Source organism: Sphingomonas sp. GC_Shp_6, assembly GCF_026540835.1.
Lineage (GTDB): Bacteria > Pseudomonadota > Alphaproteobacteria > Sphingomonadales > Sphingomonadaceae > Sphingomonas.
In genome coordinates this window covers 15,573-32,151 of the sequence record NZ_JALNUO010000021.1, presented here as the reverse complement: position 1 = coordinate 32,151, position 16,579 = coordinate 15,573, and the positions used below count along the sequence as shown (strand labels likewise).

Genomic DNA, 16,579 nt, shown 5'->3' with positions numbered 1-16,579 from the left:
ATTCATGGACGCTGCCAATGATCTTCACCTGTCGCGCCGGGGCGTGCTCGCGGCCGGAGCCGCGTCCGCCGCGGTGAGTGCGGTGCCCTTCGCCGAGGCGCAGGCGGCGGTGCCCGCCGCGGCGCCGAGCGTGATGCCCGTGTCGATCGAGGTGAACGGCAAGCGCCACACGCTTCAGCTCGACACGCGGACCACCTTGCTCGACACGCTGCGCGAGCATCTCCGGCTGACCGGCACCAAGAAGGGCTGCGATCACGGCCAGTGCGGCGCGTGCACGGTGATCGTCAACGGCGAGCGGATCAATTCCTGCCTCAGCCTCGCCGTCCAGCACCAGGGCGACAAGGTGACGACGATCGAGGGGCTGGGCACGCCCGATCGCCTGCACCCGATGCAGGCCGCCTTCATCGCGCATGACGGCTATCAATGCGGCTATTGCACGCCCGGCCAGATCTGCTCGGCGGTGTCGGTGCTCGACGAGATCAAGCGCGGGGTGCCGAGCCACGTCCAGGCGGACATCACCACAACGGCCAAGCCGACGAACATGGAGATGCGCGAGCGGATGAGCGGCAATATCTGCCGGTGCGGCGCCTATTCGAACATCGCCGAGGCCATGGCGGACGTGGCGGGGAACCGGGCATGAAGAGCTTCACCTACGAACGCGCGCACAGCCCGGCGGAGGCGGCGAAGGCCGTGGCGGCGCGGCCCGGCGCGAAGTTTCTCGCCGGCGGCACCAACCTGCTCGACCTGATGAAACTGGAGATCGAGACGCCGACCCACCTCGTCGACATACAGGATCTGAAGCTCGACCGGATCGAGAAGACCGGCGACGGCGGCCTGCGCATCGGCGCGTTCGTCAGCAACACCGCGCTGTCGGCGGATCCGCATGTGCGCCGCGATTACGGCGTGCTGACGCGCGCGATCCAGGCGGGCGCCTCGGGCCAGCTTCGCAACAAGGCGACCACCGCGGGCAATCTGCTGCAACGCACGCGCTGCCCCTATTTCTACGACACCAACCAGCCGTGCAACAAGCGCCGGCCGGGCTCGGGCTGCGCCGCGATCGGCGGCTATTCGCGGCAACTGGCGGTGATCGGTTCGAGCGACGCCTGCATCGCCACCTATCCCGGCGACATGGCGGTGGCGATGCGCGTGCTGGACGCGACGGTCGAGACGGTGAAGCCCGACGGCACCACCCGCGCGATCCCGATCGCCGATTTCCACCGGCTGCCCGGCGACACGCCGCAGATCGACAACGTCCTGGGCACGGGCGAGCTCATCACCGCGGTCACGCTGCCGCGCCCGCTCGGCGGCACGCATCTCTACCAGAAGGTGCGCGACCGCGCCTCCTATGCCTTCGCGCTCGTGTCGGTGGCGGCGGTGATCCAGAAGGACGGCACCGGCCGCGCCGCGTTCGGCGGCGTGGCGCACAAGCCGTGGCGCGTCGAGGCGGCCGAAGCGGCGATGCCGCAGGGCGCTGCCGCGGTGACCGCCCAGGCCTTTGCCGGCGCGAAGCCCACGCACGACAACGCCTTCAAGCTCCCCCTTGCGACCCGCACGCTCGCGGCCGCCCTTGCCGAGGCCCGATCCGCATGAAGTTCGATACCCCCGCCGGGCAGAACCCGATCGATCGCGGCCTGGTGATCGGCCGTGCGCACGACCGGATCGATGGCCCGCTGAAGACGACGGGCACCGCGCCCTATGCCTATGAACGCCACGACGTGGCGCCCAACCAGGCCTATGGCTTCGTGATCGGCGCGGCGATCGCCAAGGGCCGGATCGCGAGCATCGACACCGCCGACGCCAAGGCGTCGCCCGGCGTGCTGGCGATCGTCAGCCACGAAAATGCCGGACCGATCGGCAAGGGCAGCAAGAACACCGCGCGCCTGCTCGCCGGGCCCGAGGTCGAGCATTACCATCAGGCGGTGGCGATCGTCGTCGCCGAGACGTTCGAACAGGCGCGCGCCGCCGCCGCGCTCGTGCGGGTGAACTATGTCCGCACGCCGGGCAAGTTCGATCTCGCCGCGCAGGCACAGACCGCGCCTCTGGTCGGCGGATCGAGCGGCGAGGGATCGAAGGCGCCCAAGGTGGACCGCGTCGGCAATTTCGAGACGGCGTTCGCCGCCGCCCCGGTAACGCTCGACGCGACCTATACGACGCCCGACGAGAACCACGCGATGATGGAGCCGTTCGCCACCATCGCCGCCTGGCAGGGCGACCGGCTGACGATCTGGACGTCGAACCAGATGATCCACTGGACGCATCAGGATCTCGCCAAAACCTTGGGCATCCCGGAGGATCATATCCGCGTCGATTCGCCCTATATCGGCGGTGGATTCGGCGGGAAGCTGTTCCTGCGCGCCGATGCGGTGATGGCGGCGCTGGGCGCGAAGGCGGCGGCCCGCCCGGTGAAGCTCGCGATGACGCGGCCGATGATGTTCAACAACGCCACCCACCGTCCGGCGACGATCCAGCGCATCCGGCTGGGCGCCGACCGATCGGGCAAGCTGCTCGCGATCGCGCACGAGTGCAGCTCGGGCAACCTGCCCGGCGGCTCGCCCGAAACCGCCACGTCGCAGACCAAGCTGCTCTATGCCGGCGCGAACCGCCTGATCGCGCAGCGCCTTGCGGTGCTCGACCTGCCCGAGGGCAATGCGATGCGCGCGCCGGGCGAGGCGTCCGGGCTGATGGCGCTGGAAATCGCCATGGACGAGATGGCGGAAAAGCTGGCGATGGACCCGGTCGAATTCCGCATCGTCAACGACACGCAGGTCGATCCCGAAAAGCCCGGCCGCAAGTTCAGCCAGCGCCAGCTGGTGCGCTGCCTGCGCGAGGGCGCGACCAAGTTCGGCTGGAACGCCCGCAACGCGACGCCCGCGCAGGTCCGCGACGGGCGCTGGCTGGTGGGGATGGGCGTGGCCGCGGCGTTCCGCAACAATCTGAACATCACCTCCGCCGCGCGCGTGCGCCTCGGCACCGACGGGATCGTGACGGTCGAGACCGACATGACCGATATCGGCACCGGCAGCTACACGATCATCGCGCAGACCGCGGCCGAGATGATGGGCGTGGGGCTCGAGCGCGTCGTGGTGAGGCTGGGCGATTCCGCCTTCCCGGTGTCGTCGGGATCGGGCGGCCAGTTCGGCGCCAACAGCTCGACCTCGGGCGTCTATGCGGCGTGCGTGAAATTGCGCGAGGCGGTGGCGCAGAAGCTCGGCTTCAATTCGGCGGATGTCGAGTTCGCGGGCGGCAAGGTGCGCGCGGGCAACCGTACCGCGGCGCTCGCCGAGGCCGCACGCGGTGGCGAGATCGTCGCCGAGGACGTGATGCAATGGGGCGATCTGGCCAAGCAGATGCAGCAATCGACCTTCGGGGCGCATTTCGTCGAGGTGGGTGTGGATCGCTTCACCGGCGAAATCCGCGTGCGCCGGATGCTGGCGGTGGGCGCGGCGGGGCGCATCCTCAACCCCAAGACCGCACGCAGCCAGGTGATCGGCGCGATGACGATGGGCGTGGGCGGCGCGCTGATGGAGGAGCTGGCGGTCGACAAGCGTTTCGGCTTCTTCGTCAACCACGACCTCGCAGGCTATGAGGTGCCGGTGCATGCCGACATCCCGCACCAGGAGGTGATCTTCCTCGACGAGCCCGACCCGACGGTATCGCCGATGAAGGCCAAGGGCATCGGCGAGCTGGGGCTGTGCGGCGTGGGCGCCGCGGTGGCGAACGCGGTGTACAACGCCACGGGCGTGCGCATCCGCGATTATCCGCTGACGCTCGACAAGCATATCGATCGCCTGCCCGCCGTGGCGTGACGACCATGCGCGCGCATGGTCTCCCCCCGTTTCAACGAACTATGCGCGGTGCGCATCGATGTGAGGATGTTTTCATGACGACCAAAGCTTATGGAGCCACCGCCGCCGACACCCCGCTCCAACCGATGACGATCGAGCGGCGCGCACCCGGCGCGCATGACGTGCAGATCGCGATCGCCTATTGCGGCGTCTGCCATTCCGATCTCCACACCGTTCGCTCCGAATGGGGCGGCACGCTCTATCCGTGCGTGCCCGGCCATGAGATCGTCGGCCATGTCACCGCGGTCGGCGGTGAGGTCACGAAATTCCAGGTCGGCGAAGTGGTGGGCGTCGGCTGCATGGTCGGCAGTTGCCAGCACTGCCCCGAATGCGACGAGGGGCTGGAGCAATATTGCAGCGGAACGGGCTTCGTCGGCACCTATAACGGCGCGACTGACGACGCGCCCGGCCACACCATGGGCGGCTATGCCGAGAGCATCGTCGTCGACGACAAGTTCGTGCTGAAGATCGGCCATGCCGAGGACCAGCTGGCCGCGGTCGCGCCGCTGCTCTGCGCCGGCATCACCACCTATTCGCCGCTGCGCCACTGGAATGCCGGCCCCGGCAAGAAGGTGGGCATCGTCGGGATCGGCGGCCTCGGCCATATGGGCGTCAAGATCGCGCATGCGATGGGCGCGCACGTCGTCGCGTTCACCACGTCGGAAAGCAAGCGCGAGGACGCGAAGGCGCTGGGCGCGGACGAGGTCATCAACTCGCGCAATGCCGAGGAGATGGGCGCGCACGCCAACAGCTTCGACTTCATCCTCAACACCGTCGCCGCCAGCCACGATCTCGACGCGTTCACCGGCCTGCTGAAGCGCGACGGCACGATGACGCTGGTGGGCGTGCCCGAACATCCGCATCCCTCGCCCAATGTCGGCAACCTGATCTTCAAGCGGCGCACGATCGCCGGCTCGCTGATCGGCGGCATCGCCGAGACGCAGGAGATGCTCGATTTCTGCGCCGAACATGGCGTGGTGGCCGATATCGAGATGATCCGCATCGAGCAGATCGACGAGGCCTATGACCGGATGCAGCGCAGTGATGTAAAGTACCGCTTCGTGATCGACAACGCGACGCTGGGGGGCTGAGCCGCACCGCGCGGCCGGCTGCGTGCCGGCCGCGCGATCAGCCGGCGGCGGCCAGCTCGGCCTCCAGCCGCGCGCGGTCCTCGGCATCGGGGTCCCAGTGCCCCGGGATCAGGCCGCCGGGCGCGAACAGCGCATCGACGATCCCGGCCGTGCCCGCCGTCCGCCATGCCGCGGCGAGCGGTACGGCGAGCGGATCGTTGACCGCGCCGCCGCCCCGGACATGCCGCATCCATGCCGCGAGCGCGCGCAGCGTCGCCGGCGAGCGGCGCCCCTGCGCGGCGTTGATCGCCATCGGCTCCAGCCAGCGCTGCGCGATCTTCTGCGATCCGTCGGTCGCGATCTGCGCCAGACGATGGGGGAGCGCCGCGTTGCGGAAGCGGGCGATCAACGCATCGGCATAGGCGGCGAGATCCTGCCCCGGTGCGGGATCGACGCTCGCCGCCGCCTCGTGCCGCATCAGCCGGTCGACGGTGGCCCCTATGGCGGGATCGGCGATCGCCTGGTGCACGAAGTCATGGCCCGCCGGCAGCCCCAGATAGGCGAGCGCCGAATGCGCGCCGTTGAGCATCCGGAGCTTCGCCGCCTCGAACGGCGCGACATCCGCCACGAACTGCGCGCCGCCGCGCTCCCATCGCGGCCGGGGACCTGCGAACCGGTCCTCGATCACCCATTGGCGAAAGCGCTCGGTCACCACCGCGGCCTCGTCGCGCAGGCCGATCGCCGCTTCGACGGCGTCGAGATCGGCGGCGGTCATCGCCGGCACGATCCGGTCGACCATCGTCGCCGGGCACGCGCATTCGGCTTCGAACCAGCGGGCGAGCGCCGGATCGACCCGGTCGAGCCATGCCGCGAGCGCGCATGCCAGCACCCCGCCATTGTCGGCGAGATTGTCGCAACTCACCAGCGTCAGGCCGGCCAGTCCCCGCGCGCGCCGCGCCGCCAGGCCCTGCGCCAGATGATGATAGATCGTGCCCCCCGCTGCCTCGACGGCGGGGATGTCGAGCCCGCCATCGGCGGCGCGATGATAGGCTTTCTCGGTGACGGTCAGCGTCACGATGTGGACGCCGGGATCGGCGAGCCGTGCGGTCACGGCCTCCGGCCGCTCGGGCGCGACCAGCGTCTCGCGCAGCGCGCCGACCAGTGCGACTCGGTCGCCGCCGGGATCGCGTTCGGTGACGGTGAACAGCCCGTCCTGCGGCGCGAGCGCGTCGCGCACCCCGGCCGAGCGGAGCGAGACGCCGGCGATCCCCCAGTCGCGGTCGCCACCGGCCATCGCCGCCTCGGTATAGACCGCCTGATGCGCGCGGTGGAATGCGCCCAGACCGAGATGGACGATGCCCACCGCCTGCGCCGCGCGGTCATAGCCGGCGCGCGCGACCGCGGGGTCGAGCCGGTCGGCGGTGGCCGGGGCCAGCCGCACGCTCACAGCCGATAGGCCCGGCGCGCCAGCCCGACCGCGAGTTCCTGCGCCAGATCGGCCGCCTCCCAATCCTCCAGCCGGTGTTCGGCGACGAGCCGCGCGAGAAAGCCGCAATCGACCCGCCGCGCCACGTCGTGCCGCGCGGGGATCGACAGGAACGCGCGCGTGTCGTCGTTGAAACCCACCGTGTTGTAGAAGCCCGCCGTCTCCGTCGTCATCTCGCGGTAGCGGCGCATGCCCTCGGGCGAATCGTGGAACCACCAGGCGGGCCCGAGCCGCAGGCAGGGATAATGGCCGGCGAGCGGCGCCAGCTCGCGCGCATAGGTCGATTCGTCGAGCGTGAAGAGGATCAGCGTGAAATCGCGTTCGTTGCCCACGACGTCGAGCAAGGGCTTCAGCGCCGCCACATAATCGACGCGGACCGGCAGGTCGGCGCCCTTGTCGCGGCCGTGGCTGGCGAACAGCGCTGCATTGTGGTTGCGGAACGAGCCGGGGTGGAGCTGCATCACCATGCCGTCCTCCACGCTCATCCGCGCCATCTCGGTCAGCATCTGCGCGCGGAACAGATCGGCCTCATCCGCCGTCCAGCCGGGCCGGGTAACGCGCGCGAACAGCGCCGCCGCCTCGGCATCCGACAGGTTCGCGGTGCGCGCGGAGGGGTGGCCGTGATCGGTGGCGGTCGCACCCGCGGCGCGGAAATCGGCGCGGCGGCGGCGGTGCGCGGCGAGATAGCCGCGCCACGACCACACATCCTCGCCGGTCAGCTCCGCAAAGCGCGCCATCGCCGCGGCGAAGCCCTCATGCTCCACGTCGATCACGCCGTCGGGGCGATAGGTGGTGACGACCCGCCCGCCCCATCCCGAGGCGCGGATCGCGTGGTGCGCGGACAGATCCGCCTCCGCGCCCTCGGTCGTCGCCAGCAATTCGATCCCGAACCGGTCGAACAGCGCGCGCGGGCGGAAGGCCGGCGTCGCGAGCTGCTCACCGATCCGGTCGTAATAGAGATCGGCGGTCTCCGCCTCCAGCCGGACGTCCATGCCGAGCACGGTGGCGAACGCATGATCGAGCCACAGCCGCGACGGCGTGCCGCGGAAAAGATGGTAATGCGCGGCGAAGAGCCGCCACGCCTCGCGTGGATCGCCCACGCAGGGACCCCCGCGCGCGGGAACGCCGAGCGCGTCGAGCGGAACGCCCTGGCTGTAGAGCATGCGGAAGATATAATGATCGGGCGCGAGGAGCAATTCGGTCGCGTCGCGCCAGGGTTCGTTCGTGGCGAACCAGCGCGGATCGGTATGGCCGTGCGGCGAGACGATCGGCAGGCCGGCGACCGAGGCGTAGAGCGCACGGGCGATCGGGCGCTGAACCGGATCGCTTGGCAGCAGCCGGTCGTCGTCGAGAAGGAGGGGGCGCGTCATGCGTGCAGTCTAGCGCCGGTTATTTGTTTTACCAGCGGGCGTGAATTGGTAAGGCAAGCGGCGAGAGGATCGGCATGGCGAAGATCGTGGTGGTTGGCGAGGGCATGATCGAGCTGGCGGGGGACGGCGCCGGTGGCTGGCGGCTGGGCCATGGCGGCGACACGCTGAACAGCGCGGTCCATCTCGCGCGGCTCGGCGGCGACGTCGCCTATCTCACCGCGCTTGGCGACGATCCGTTCAGCCGCGACCTGCTGGGCGCCTGGGCGGCGGAGGGGATCGACACCACCATGATCCTCACCGATCCGCGGCGTCGGCCCGGCCTCTATGCGATCACCAACGATCCCGATGGCGAGCGCCACTTCACCTATTGGCGCGGCGAAAGCGCGGCACGCGGGCTGTTCGCGCTGCCGGGGATCGACGCCGCACTGGTCGAGGCCGAACGCGCCGACCTGCTCGTCTTCTCGATGATCTCGCTGGCGATCCTGCCGCCCGAGGGCCGCCGCGCGCTGTTCGCCCTGGCCGCGCGCGTTCGCCGCCGGGGCGGGCGCGTGGCGTTCGACACCAACTACCGCCCGGCATTGTGGCACGACCGCGACGACGCGCTGGCCGCGCATGCCGAGGCGATCGCGCTCACCGATATCGGCCTGCCGACGCTGGAGGACGAGGCCGCGCTGACCGGGACGGGCGAGGCCGCCGCCGTCCTTGCCGCCTGGCGCGCCGCAGGCGTGGGCGAAACGGTCGTGAAGCTGGGCGCGGCGGGCTGCCTGGCCGACGGTATCGCCGTGCCGCCGCCCGAAGCGCTGGTGCCGCGCGACACGAGCGGCGCGGGCGACGCGTTCAACGCCGGCTATCTCCACGCGCGGCTCGCGGGCGATCCGCCGGCGGTGGCGGCGCTCGCGGGGCACCGGCTGGCGGGATGGGTGGTGATGAACCGCGGCGCCGTGCCCGCCCGCACCGCCGACGCACCCTATGCGTCGCTCGCCCGCGGCGGCTGAGCCGCGCTGGCGTTCGGCGACGTTGCCTTGGTCCGTTCGCGCTGAGCGTGTCGAAGGGCCTGTGCCGCATGCACCGGTACGCTCAGCACGAACGGATGCAGGCGGACAACCTGACGGTAGCCGGCGCTATCCCAACGTGCGGCGTAGCGCATCCTGCCAGCCCGCCACCAGGGTCGCGCGGTGGTCGGGCGCCATCGCCGGCTCGAAACATCGCTCGCGCGACCAGAGCGCTTCGATCTCGTCCAGCCCCGACCACAGGCCCGTCGCCAGCCCGGCCAGAAACGCCGCCCCGCGTGCGGTCGTCTCCAGCTCGTGCGGCCGCTCCACCGCCACTTCGAGCAGGTCGGCGAGAAAGCCGCACAGCCAGTCGTTCCCCGCCATTCCGCCATCGACGCGCAAGGCCGCCGGGCGCCGCGCGCCGTCCGCCACCATCGCCTCGACCAGATCGCGCGTCTGATAGCCGACCGCCTCCAGCGCCGCGCGCGCGAGATGCGCCTGGGTGGAGCCGAGCGTCAGCCCGAAGATCGCGCCGCGTGCACCGGGATCCCAGTGCGGCGCGCCCAGTCCGACGAACGCGGGCACCATATAGACGCCGTGGCTGTCGGGCACGCGCGTCGCCATGCCGTCGGTCTCGCGCGCATGGGCGATCACGCCGATGCCGTCGCGCAGCCATTTCACCGCGGCGCCGGCGACGAAGATCGATCCTTCCAGCGCATAGGTCGTGACGCCGTCCAGCCGATAGGCGGGCGTGGTGAGCAGCCGGTTGGCTGATGCGACCGCGCGTTCGCCGGTGTTGAGCAGCAGGAAACAGCCGGTGCCATAGGTCGCCTTGGCGGTGCCGCGCCGGAAACAGGCTTGGCCGATCAGCGCCGCCTGCTGGTCGCCGGCGATGCCCGCGATCGGGATCTCGGCATCGAACAGGCCGGGCGCGGTGGTGCCGTAGCGGTGCGCATTGTCGTGCACCGCGGGCAGCATCGCCATCGGGATGTCGAGCCGCGCGCACAGGTCCGCATCCCAGCGATTGTCGTGGATGTTCCACAGCAAGGTGCGCGACGCGTTGGTGACGTCGGTGGCGTGCACCGCGCCGCCGGTCAGCCGCCACAGCAGGAAACAGTCGATCGTCCCGAACGCGAGCTCGCCCCGCTCCGCCCGCACGCGCGCGCCCTCCACATGGTCGAGGATCCAGCCGATCTTGGTCGCGCTGAAATAGGGGTCGATCAACAGGCCGGTGCGTGCGCGCACCGCGTCCTCCACGCCGTCCGCGCGCAACGCCTCGCACGCCGCTGCCGTGCGCCGGTCCTGCCACACGATCGCGCGGTGGATCGGCGCGCCGGTCGCGCGGTCCCACACGAGCGTCGTCTCGCGCTGGTTGGTGATGCCGATCGCGGCGATGCCGTCCGCCCCCACCCCGCTCAGCGCGATCGCCTCGCGCGCGGTGGCCAGCACGTCGCGCCAGATGTCCTCGGGATCGTGCTCCACCCAGCCGGGGGCGGGATAATGTTGCGCGAATTCGGCCTGCGCGGCCGCCACGCGCCGCGCGGCGCGATCGAACACGATGCTGCGGGTCGAGGTCGTACCCTGATCGATCGCCAGAATATGGGTAGCCGCCACGCGTCCTCTCCTTTTCGTTTCGATGCTCGTTCGTTTTCGTTCGCGCGTCAACGCTTTCGGTTTTGCGCGCGACGTGATAACGGGGATCATGGACGCAACGAACGAGATGGTCGACCTGCTGATCGTCGGCGGCGGCATCAACGGCACGGGGATCGCGCGCGACGCGGCCGGGCGCGGGCTGTCGGTGCTGCTGGTCGAGCAGGACGATCTGGCCGGCCACACCTCGTCGGCCTCGACCAAGCTGATCCATGGCGGCCTGCGCTATCTGGAATATGGCGAGTTCCGGCTGGTGCGCGAGGCGCTGATCGAGCGCGAGCGGCTCTGGGGCATGGCGCCGCACATCATCTGGCCGCTGCGCTTCGTGCTGCCGCAGACCCAGTCGCCGCGCCCGGCCTGGATGGTACGGCTGGGGCTGTTCCTCTACGACCATCTGGGCGGCCGCAAGCAGCTGCCCGGCACCGAGACGATCGCGCTCGACCGATCGCCGTGCGGCGACGGGCTGGCGGCGCGTGGCGGGCGGGCGTTCGTCTATTCCGACTGCTGGGTGGAGGACAGCCGCCTCGTCGTGCTGAACGCGCGCGATGCCGCCGATCGCGGCGCCGACATACGGACGCGGACGCGCCTCCTCTCGGCGCAGCGCGAACCGGGCGGCTGGCGCGCGACCATCGCGGACGCGTCCGGCGAACGGACGGTGCGCGCCCGCGCGCTCGTCAACGCGGCGGGCCCCTGGGTCGCCGAGATACTGCGTGCGACGGGCGAGACGCAGACGAAGCGCGGCGTTCGGCTCGTCAAGGGCAGCCACCTCGTCGTGCCACGACTGTACGAGGGCGACCACGCCTTCATGCTCCAGAATCCCGATCGGCGGATCGTCTTCGCCATCCCTTATGAGGGACGATTCACGCTGATCGGCACGACCGACGAGCCGTGGCAGGGCGCCCCCGCCAAGGCGCAGATCAGCGACGGCGAGACGCGCTATCTGCTCGACACCGCCAACCGCTATTTCGCGCGCCGGATCGGCGAGGCGGACATCGCGTGGAGCTATGCCGGCATCCGCCCGCTCTACGACGATCAGGCGGGCAGCGCATCCGCGGTGACGCGCGATTACGTGCTCGACGTGGAAACCGGCGGCGACGGCGGGGCGCCGATGCTGAGCGTCTTCGGCGGCAAGATCACCACCTATCGCAAGCTCGCCGAACATGCGCTGCGCGAACTGGCGCCGCATTTCCCGAAAGCCGGCCCGGCGTGGACGGCGGGCGCCACGCTGCCCGGCGGCGACATGGCCGATTTCGATGCATTCCTGACGACGCTCGTCGCCGAACGGCCGGGTTTCGCCCCGGCGCTGCTCCGCCGGCTGGCGCGCGCCTATGGCACCGGGGTGCGCGCGCTGCTCGGCGAGGCGCGGACGATCGCCGATCTGGGCGAGGATCTGGGCGGTGGCCTCACGACCGCCGAGGTGGCGTGGCTCGTGACGCGCGAATGGGCGCGGACCGCCGAGGACATCCTCTACCGGCGGAGCAAGCTCGGCCTCCATGTGCCGCCGGGCACCGCTGAGCGGCTCGAACGCCATCTCGCCGCCACCGCCCCGGCAGGCTGAAACCGCAAGAATGGAAAACGCCGACACGATCGCCCGGCGCCATACGCGCATCCTCGAACTCGCGCGGCACACCGGCAGCGTCGGCGTCGATGCGCTCGCCGCCGCGCTCGCGGTGACGCCGCAGACGATCCGTCGCGACCTCAACCTGCTCGCCAGCCGCGCCATGCTGTCGCGCGTGCATGGCGGCGCAGTCGTCACCTCGGGCACCGACAATCTCGACCGCGAGGCACGCCGGCAGGTGGCCGCCGCCGCCAAGACTGCAATCGGCGCGGCGGCGGCGGCGCTGGTGCCGAACGGCGCGAGCCTGTTCATCAACATCGGCACAACCACCGAGGCGATCGCGCGCGCGCTGGTCGATCATCGCGATCTGCTCGTCGTAACCAACAACCTGAACGTCGTCGACATCCTCGCCGACCGCCCGACGATCGCGGTGATCGCCGCGGGCGGGCGGGTGCGGCCGAGCGACCGCGCGATCGTCGGCGCGCTGGCGATGGACTTCATCCGCGGCTTCAAGGTCGATTACGCGCTGATCGGCGCCTCGGCGATCGACGAGGACGGCGCGCTGCTCGATTTCGACGTGGACGAGGTGCGCGTGTCGCAGACCATCATCGCGCAGGCACGCACCGTCATCCTCGCCGCCGATCGGACCAAGATCGGCCGGCCGGCACCGGTCCGCATCGCCGACATGGCGGCGATCGACCATTTTATCACCGACCGGCTCGACAGCGCCGCGCTCGCCGGCATCTGCGCCGAGGCGGGCACCGCCGTCGTCGAAACCGGCAGCTGAGTGGCCAAGCCAATCTGGACAGGCCAATGACGAACGGCTAGACCATATCCAGACGCCGGATACGGCGCGACGGGGAGGACGGGCGTGCGGATCAGGAATCTCCGCTGGTGGATGGTCGCGCTGATCTGCGCCGGCACCATGGCGAACTATCTCGCGCGCAACTCGCTCGGCGTGCTCGCGCCCGAACTCAAATCCGCGCTGACCATGACGACCAAACAGTACAGCTATGTCGTCGGCGCGTTTCAGCTCGCCTATACGGTGATGCAGCCGATCGCCGGCGTGCTGGTCGACCGGTTCGGCCTGCGCGCTGGCTTCGCGCTGTTCGGCCTTGCCTGGTCGGCGGCCAACATGCTCCACGCGCTGGCGATCGGGTGGGTCAGCCTCGCCTTCTATCGCGGGTTGCTGGGCCTCGCCGAGGCGGCGGCGATCCCGTCGGGGATCAAGGCGGTGGCCGAATGGTTTCCGCCGCGCGAGCGATCCGTCGCGGTCGGCTGGTTCAACGCGGGCACGTCGCTCGGCGCGCTGATCGCGCCGCCGATCGTCGCGGCGGTCACCATCTGGGCAAGCTGGCGTTGGGCCTTCGTCGTCACCGGCGCGATCGGGATCGTCTGGGCCGCCGCCTGGTACGCCTGCTACCGCACGCCCGAGACTCACCCGTCGATCACGGCCGAGGAGCGCGCGATGATCGCAACCGATCGCCCGCCGGCGACGACCAAGCGGGTGGCCGCGCGCGAGATCCTGGGGTCGGAGCGTTTCTGGATCATCGCGGTGCCGCGCTTCCTCGCCGAGCCCGCCTGGCAGACTTTCAGCTTCTGGATCCCGCTCTATCTCGCCACCGAACGCGGCATGAACCTGCAGCAGATCGCGCTGTTCGCCTGGCTGCCCTTCCTCGCCGCCGATGCGGGCGGCATCCTCGGCGGCTATCTCTCGCCCTGGCTGATGCGCCGCGGCGTCGCGCTGATCCCCTCGCGCGTGGCAGGCATCGCGCTCGGCGCGGTGCTGATGATCGCACCGGGGTGCATCGGCCTCGCCGCCAGCCCCTATGCGGCGATCGCGCTGTTCTGCGTCGGCGGCTTTGCGCACCAGATGATCTCGGGGCTCATCAACACGCTATCGGCCGACGTCTTCGCGCCCGCCGAGGTTGGCACCGCGAACGGATTCATCGGTCAGGCGGGCTGGATCGGCGGGCTGATCTTCTCTCTGCTGATCGGCCAGCTCGCCGACGGCTTCGGCTATGCGCCGCTGTTCGGGCTGCTGGGCGTGTTCGACCTGATCGGCGCCGCCGTCCTGATCCTGTTCATGGGCCGGCTCACGCTGCCCCGAACCCCGCCGCCCCGAACCCCGCTGCCGGAGCCCAGCCGATGAGACGCGCCACCCTCTCCAACCCGCCGCGCTTCGCGTGCACCGAGCGCGCGCACGGGCGCGTGACGCTCATCGCCGACACCGGCGCGGTCGCGCACCTCTTCGTGCTGGAGGAGGACGTGATGCGGCTGCTGCTGCTTGTGGACGGCCGGGTGACGAGCCCCCCAAGCTGGGCGATCGCGCCGGGCCAGGCCGACATCGCCGAGCCGGGCCGCGACCGGATGGCCGTGGACGGCTTCGCCTGCCCCGATTTCGCGTGCGAGCAGACCGCGGAGACGCTGACGATCCGAACGGCGGCACTGCGGCTGACCGTGCGGCTGCACGGCCTGCACTGCACCTGGGAGCAGCGCGCGGGCGCCGACTGGGTGCCGATGGCGGCCGATCGCCCCACCCAGGCCTATGATTTCGGCTGGTGGGACGGCCGCGCGCACCATTATCTCGCGCGGAGCGCGGGCGAGCGCTTCCACGGCCTCGGCGACCGCACCGGCGACACCGATCGCGCCGGCCGCCGCTTTCGCCTGACCAATGTCGATCCGATGGGCTTCGACGCCGAATCCAGCGATCCGCTCTACAAATCCATGCCCTATCTGCTCGTCGCCGACGCCGCGGGGCGCTGCCACGGCGAATTCTACGACAGCGTCGCCGACGTGACCGTGGACCTCGGCCGCGAGCTCGACAATTATCACGGGCTCTACCGCCACGTCGTCGCCGATGCGGGCGATGTCGATCTGTGGATGATCGCCGGCCCCGATCCGCTGGCGGTCACGCGGCGCTTCACTTGGCTGACCGGTCGCCCCGCGCTGATGCCGCGCTGGTCGCTCGGCTATTCGGGCTCGACCATGACCTATACCGACGCGCCCGACGCGGCGGTACAGATGGCGGGGTTCCTCGAACGCTGCGCCGACCATGATCTCGGCTGCACCTCGTTCCATCTGTCGTCGGGCTACACCTCGATCGGCGACAAACGCTATGTCTTCCACTGGAACCGCGACAAGTTTCCCGACCCCGCCGCATTCGTCGCGGGCTATGCCGCCGCGGGCGTGCAGCTCGTCCCCAACATCAAGCCCGCCCTGCTGCGCAGCCATCCACATTACGACGCGGTGGCTGCCGCCGGGTTCTTCGTGGCCGATGCGGACGGCGTGCCGGTCGAGGCGCAATTCTGGGACGAGGTCGGCAGCTATATCGACTTCACCAAACCCGACGCGGCGTGCTGGTGGCGCGAGCAGGTGACCGCGGCATTGCTCGATACGGGCATTGCGGCAACGTGGAACGACAACAACGAATATGAGCTGTGGGACGCCCGCGCGCGCTTCGCGGGCTTCGGCGAGGACCGGCCGGCGGCGGCGATGCGGCCCGTCCAGCCGATGCTGATGATGCGCGCCTCCAGGCGGGCGCAGGTCGAGGCACGTCCGGCCGACCGGCCTTATGTCGTCACGCGGTCGGGCATGGCCGGCCTCCAGCGTTACGCGCAGACCTGGACGGGCGACAATCGCACCGAATGGAAGACCTTGCGCTACAATGGCCGCCAGGCGATCGGCCTCGCGCTGTCCGGCGTATCGAACAGCGGCCACGATGTGGGCGGCTTTTCGGGCCCGGCGCCCTCGCCCGAGCTGCTGGTGCGCTGGGTGCAGGCGGGCGTGATGATGCCGCGCTTCAGCATCCATAGCTGGAACGACGACCGCACCGTCAACGAACCCTGGATGTATCCCGAGGCGCTGCCCGCGATCCGCCGGCTGATGGCGCTGCGCCAGACGCTGATCCCGTTCTTCTACGATCGGCTTCACCGCTATCATGCCGATTGCGAACCGATGGTGCGCCCCACCTGGCTCGACTTCCCCGACGATCCGGGCGCCTGGGCGGAGAGCGACGACCATCTGCTCGGCCCCGACCTGCTGGTCGCGCCCGTCGTAGAGTCCGGTGCGACGACGCGCGTGGTGCGGCCACCGGCGGGAGCCGACTGGATCGCGGTGTGGACCGGCGAGCGGATCGCGGGTGGGGACACCGTCACGCTGGCCGCCCCGCTCGACGGGCCGCCGCCGCTGCTCGCCCGCGCGGGCTCGGCGATGCTGGTCGATCTGGCGCGCGGCGGCTGGCAGCCCGGCGCTTATCGCCGCGGCATCTGGCTCTTCCCGCCCGCGATCGGCGACTTCGCCTGGAGCGCAGTGGAGGATGCCGGCGATGGCGACGGGCCGATCGATCGCTGGCGCGTGAGCGGCCATGCCGATGCCGCCCGCGTCACCATCGCCGTCACGCGCGATGGGCCGGGCGTCTGGGGTGACGACCGCGTCACCTTGCTCCTCCCGCCGGGCGACGGGCGAACGCTGATCGTCGAAGGCGGCGCGGGGGATGCGGCGACACTGGAGGGACGGATCGGCGTGACGCTCGCCGTGTAGCGCGACGTCCCGCAGTTCGATGAAATTACCTCAACCCGTTCCCCCTGAGCTCGTCGAAGGGCGGGC

At 70.4% G+C, this 16,579-nt stretch carries 12 protein-coding genes; 9 read left to right on the top strand and 3 right to left on the bottom strand.

Going from position 1 to position 16,579, the window contains the following annotated elements:
* Nucleotides 1-4: 4 nt before the first annotated feature.
* The 4 genes from paoA (at nt 5) to OXQ95_RS16860 (ending at nt 4,936) form a co-directional block, all read left to right on the top strand.
* Nucleotides 5-640, top strand: coding sequence for an aldehyde dehydrogenase iron-sulfur subunit PaoA (gene paoA, locus OXQ95_RS16875; RefSeq protein WP_242098443.1), 636 nt, complete (start codon nt 5-7; stop codon nt 638-640).
* Nucleotides 637-1,590 carry a xanthine dehydrogenase family protein subunit M gene (locus tag OXQ95_RS16870; protein WP_267382664.1) on the top strand — a complete coding sequence of 318 codons (954 nt, stop codon included), beginning with the start codon at nt 637-639 and terminating at the stop codon, nt 1,588-1,590. Before paoA ends, OXQ95_RS16870 begins: the two co-directional genes overlap by 4 nt.
* Nucleotides 1,587-3,806, top strand: coding sequence for an aldehyde oxidoreductase molybdenum-binding subunit PaoC (paoC, locus tag OXQ95_RS16865; protein WP_267382661.1), 2,220 nt, complete (start codon nt 1,587-1,589; stop codon nt 3,804-3,806). Before OXQ95_RS16870 ends, paoC begins: the two co-directional genes overlap by 4 nt.
* A 74-nt stretch (nt 3,807-3,880) precedes the next feature.
* A complete protein-coding gene (locus OXQ95_RS16860) occupies nt 3,881-4,936 on the top strand; it encodes an NAD(P)-dependent alcohol dehydrogenase (RefSeq protein WP_267382659.1) in 1,056 nt (351 codons plus the stop codon).
* Between the two features lie 37 nt (nt 4,937-4,973).
* Here the strand turns inward: OXQ95_RS16860 and OXQ95_RS16855 are convergent, their stop codons facing one another.
* Nucleotides 4,974-6,356 carry a mannitol dehydrogenase family protein gene (locus OXQ95_RS16855; protein ID WP_267382657.1) on the bottom strand — a complete coding sequence of 461 codons (1,383 nt, stop codon included), beginning with the start codon at nt 6,354-6,356 and terminating at the stop codon, nt 4,974-4,976.
* A gap of 2 nt (nt 6,357-6,358) precedes the next feature.
* A complete protein-coding gene (gene uxaC, locus OXQ95_RS16850) occupies nt 6,359-7,771 on the bottom strand; it encodes a glucuronate isomerase (RefSeq protein WP_267382655.1) in 1,413 nt (470 codons plus the stop codon).
* A gap of 74 nt (nt 7,772-7,845) precedes the next feature.
* Between uxaC and OXQ95_RS16845 the strand changes: the two genes are divergently transcribed.
* On the top strand, nt 7,846-8,766 hold the full coding sequence (locus tag OXQ95_RS16845; RefSeq protein WP_267382654.1) for a sugar kinase: 921 nt from the start codon (nt 7,846-7,848) through the stop codon (nt 8,764-8,766).
* Between the two features lie 126 nt (nt 8,767-8,892).
* On the opposite strand, the gene glpK is transcribed toward OXQ95_RS16845, so the two are convergent.
* The gene (gene glpK / locus OXQ95_RS16840) at nt 8,893-10,377 is read right to left on the bottom strand and encodes a glycerol kinase GlpK (protein WP_267382652.1); all 1,485 of its coding nucleotides are present in this window, start codon (nt 10,375-10,377) and stop codon (nt 8,893-8,895) included.
* Nucleotides 10,378-10,465: 88 nt separating this feature from the next.
* Here glpK and glpD point away from each other — a divergent pair, with 88 nt between their 5' ends.
* The 4 genes from glpD to OXQ95_RS16820 all read left to right on the top strand — a co-directional run bounded on the left by glpD (nt 10,466) and on the right by OXQ95_RS16820 (nt 16,513).
* Nucleotides 10,466-11,971 (top strand): glycerol-3-phosphate dehydrogenase, encoded by a 1,506-nt coding sequence (gene glpD / locus OXQ95_RS16835; RefSeq protein WP_267382650.1) that lies wholly within the window; start codon nt 10,466-10,468, stop codon nt 11,969-11,971.
* Between the two features lie 10 nt (nt 11,972-11,981).
* A complete protein-coding gene (locus OXQ95_RS16830; RefSeq protein ID WP_267382649.1) occupies nt 11,982-12,758 on the top strand; it encodes a DeoR/GlpR family DNA-binding transcription regulator in 777 nt (258 codons plus the stop codon).
* Between the two features lie 84 nt (nt 12,759-12,842).
* Nucleotides 12,843-14,123, top strand: coding sequence for an MFS transporter (locus OXQ95_RS16825; RefSeq protein ID WP_267382648.1), 1,281 nt, complete (start codon nt 12,843-12,845; stop codon nt 14,121-14,123).
* Nucleotides 14,120-16,513, top strand: coding sequence for a TIM-barrel domain-containing protein (locus OXQ95_RS16820; RefSeq protein WP_267382647.1), 2,394 nt, complete (start codon nt 14,120-14,122; stop codon nt 16,511-16,513). Before OXQ95_RS16825 ends, OXQ95_RS16820 begins: the two co-directional genes overlap by 4 nt.
* Nucleotides 16,514-16,579: the final 66 nt, after the last annotated feature.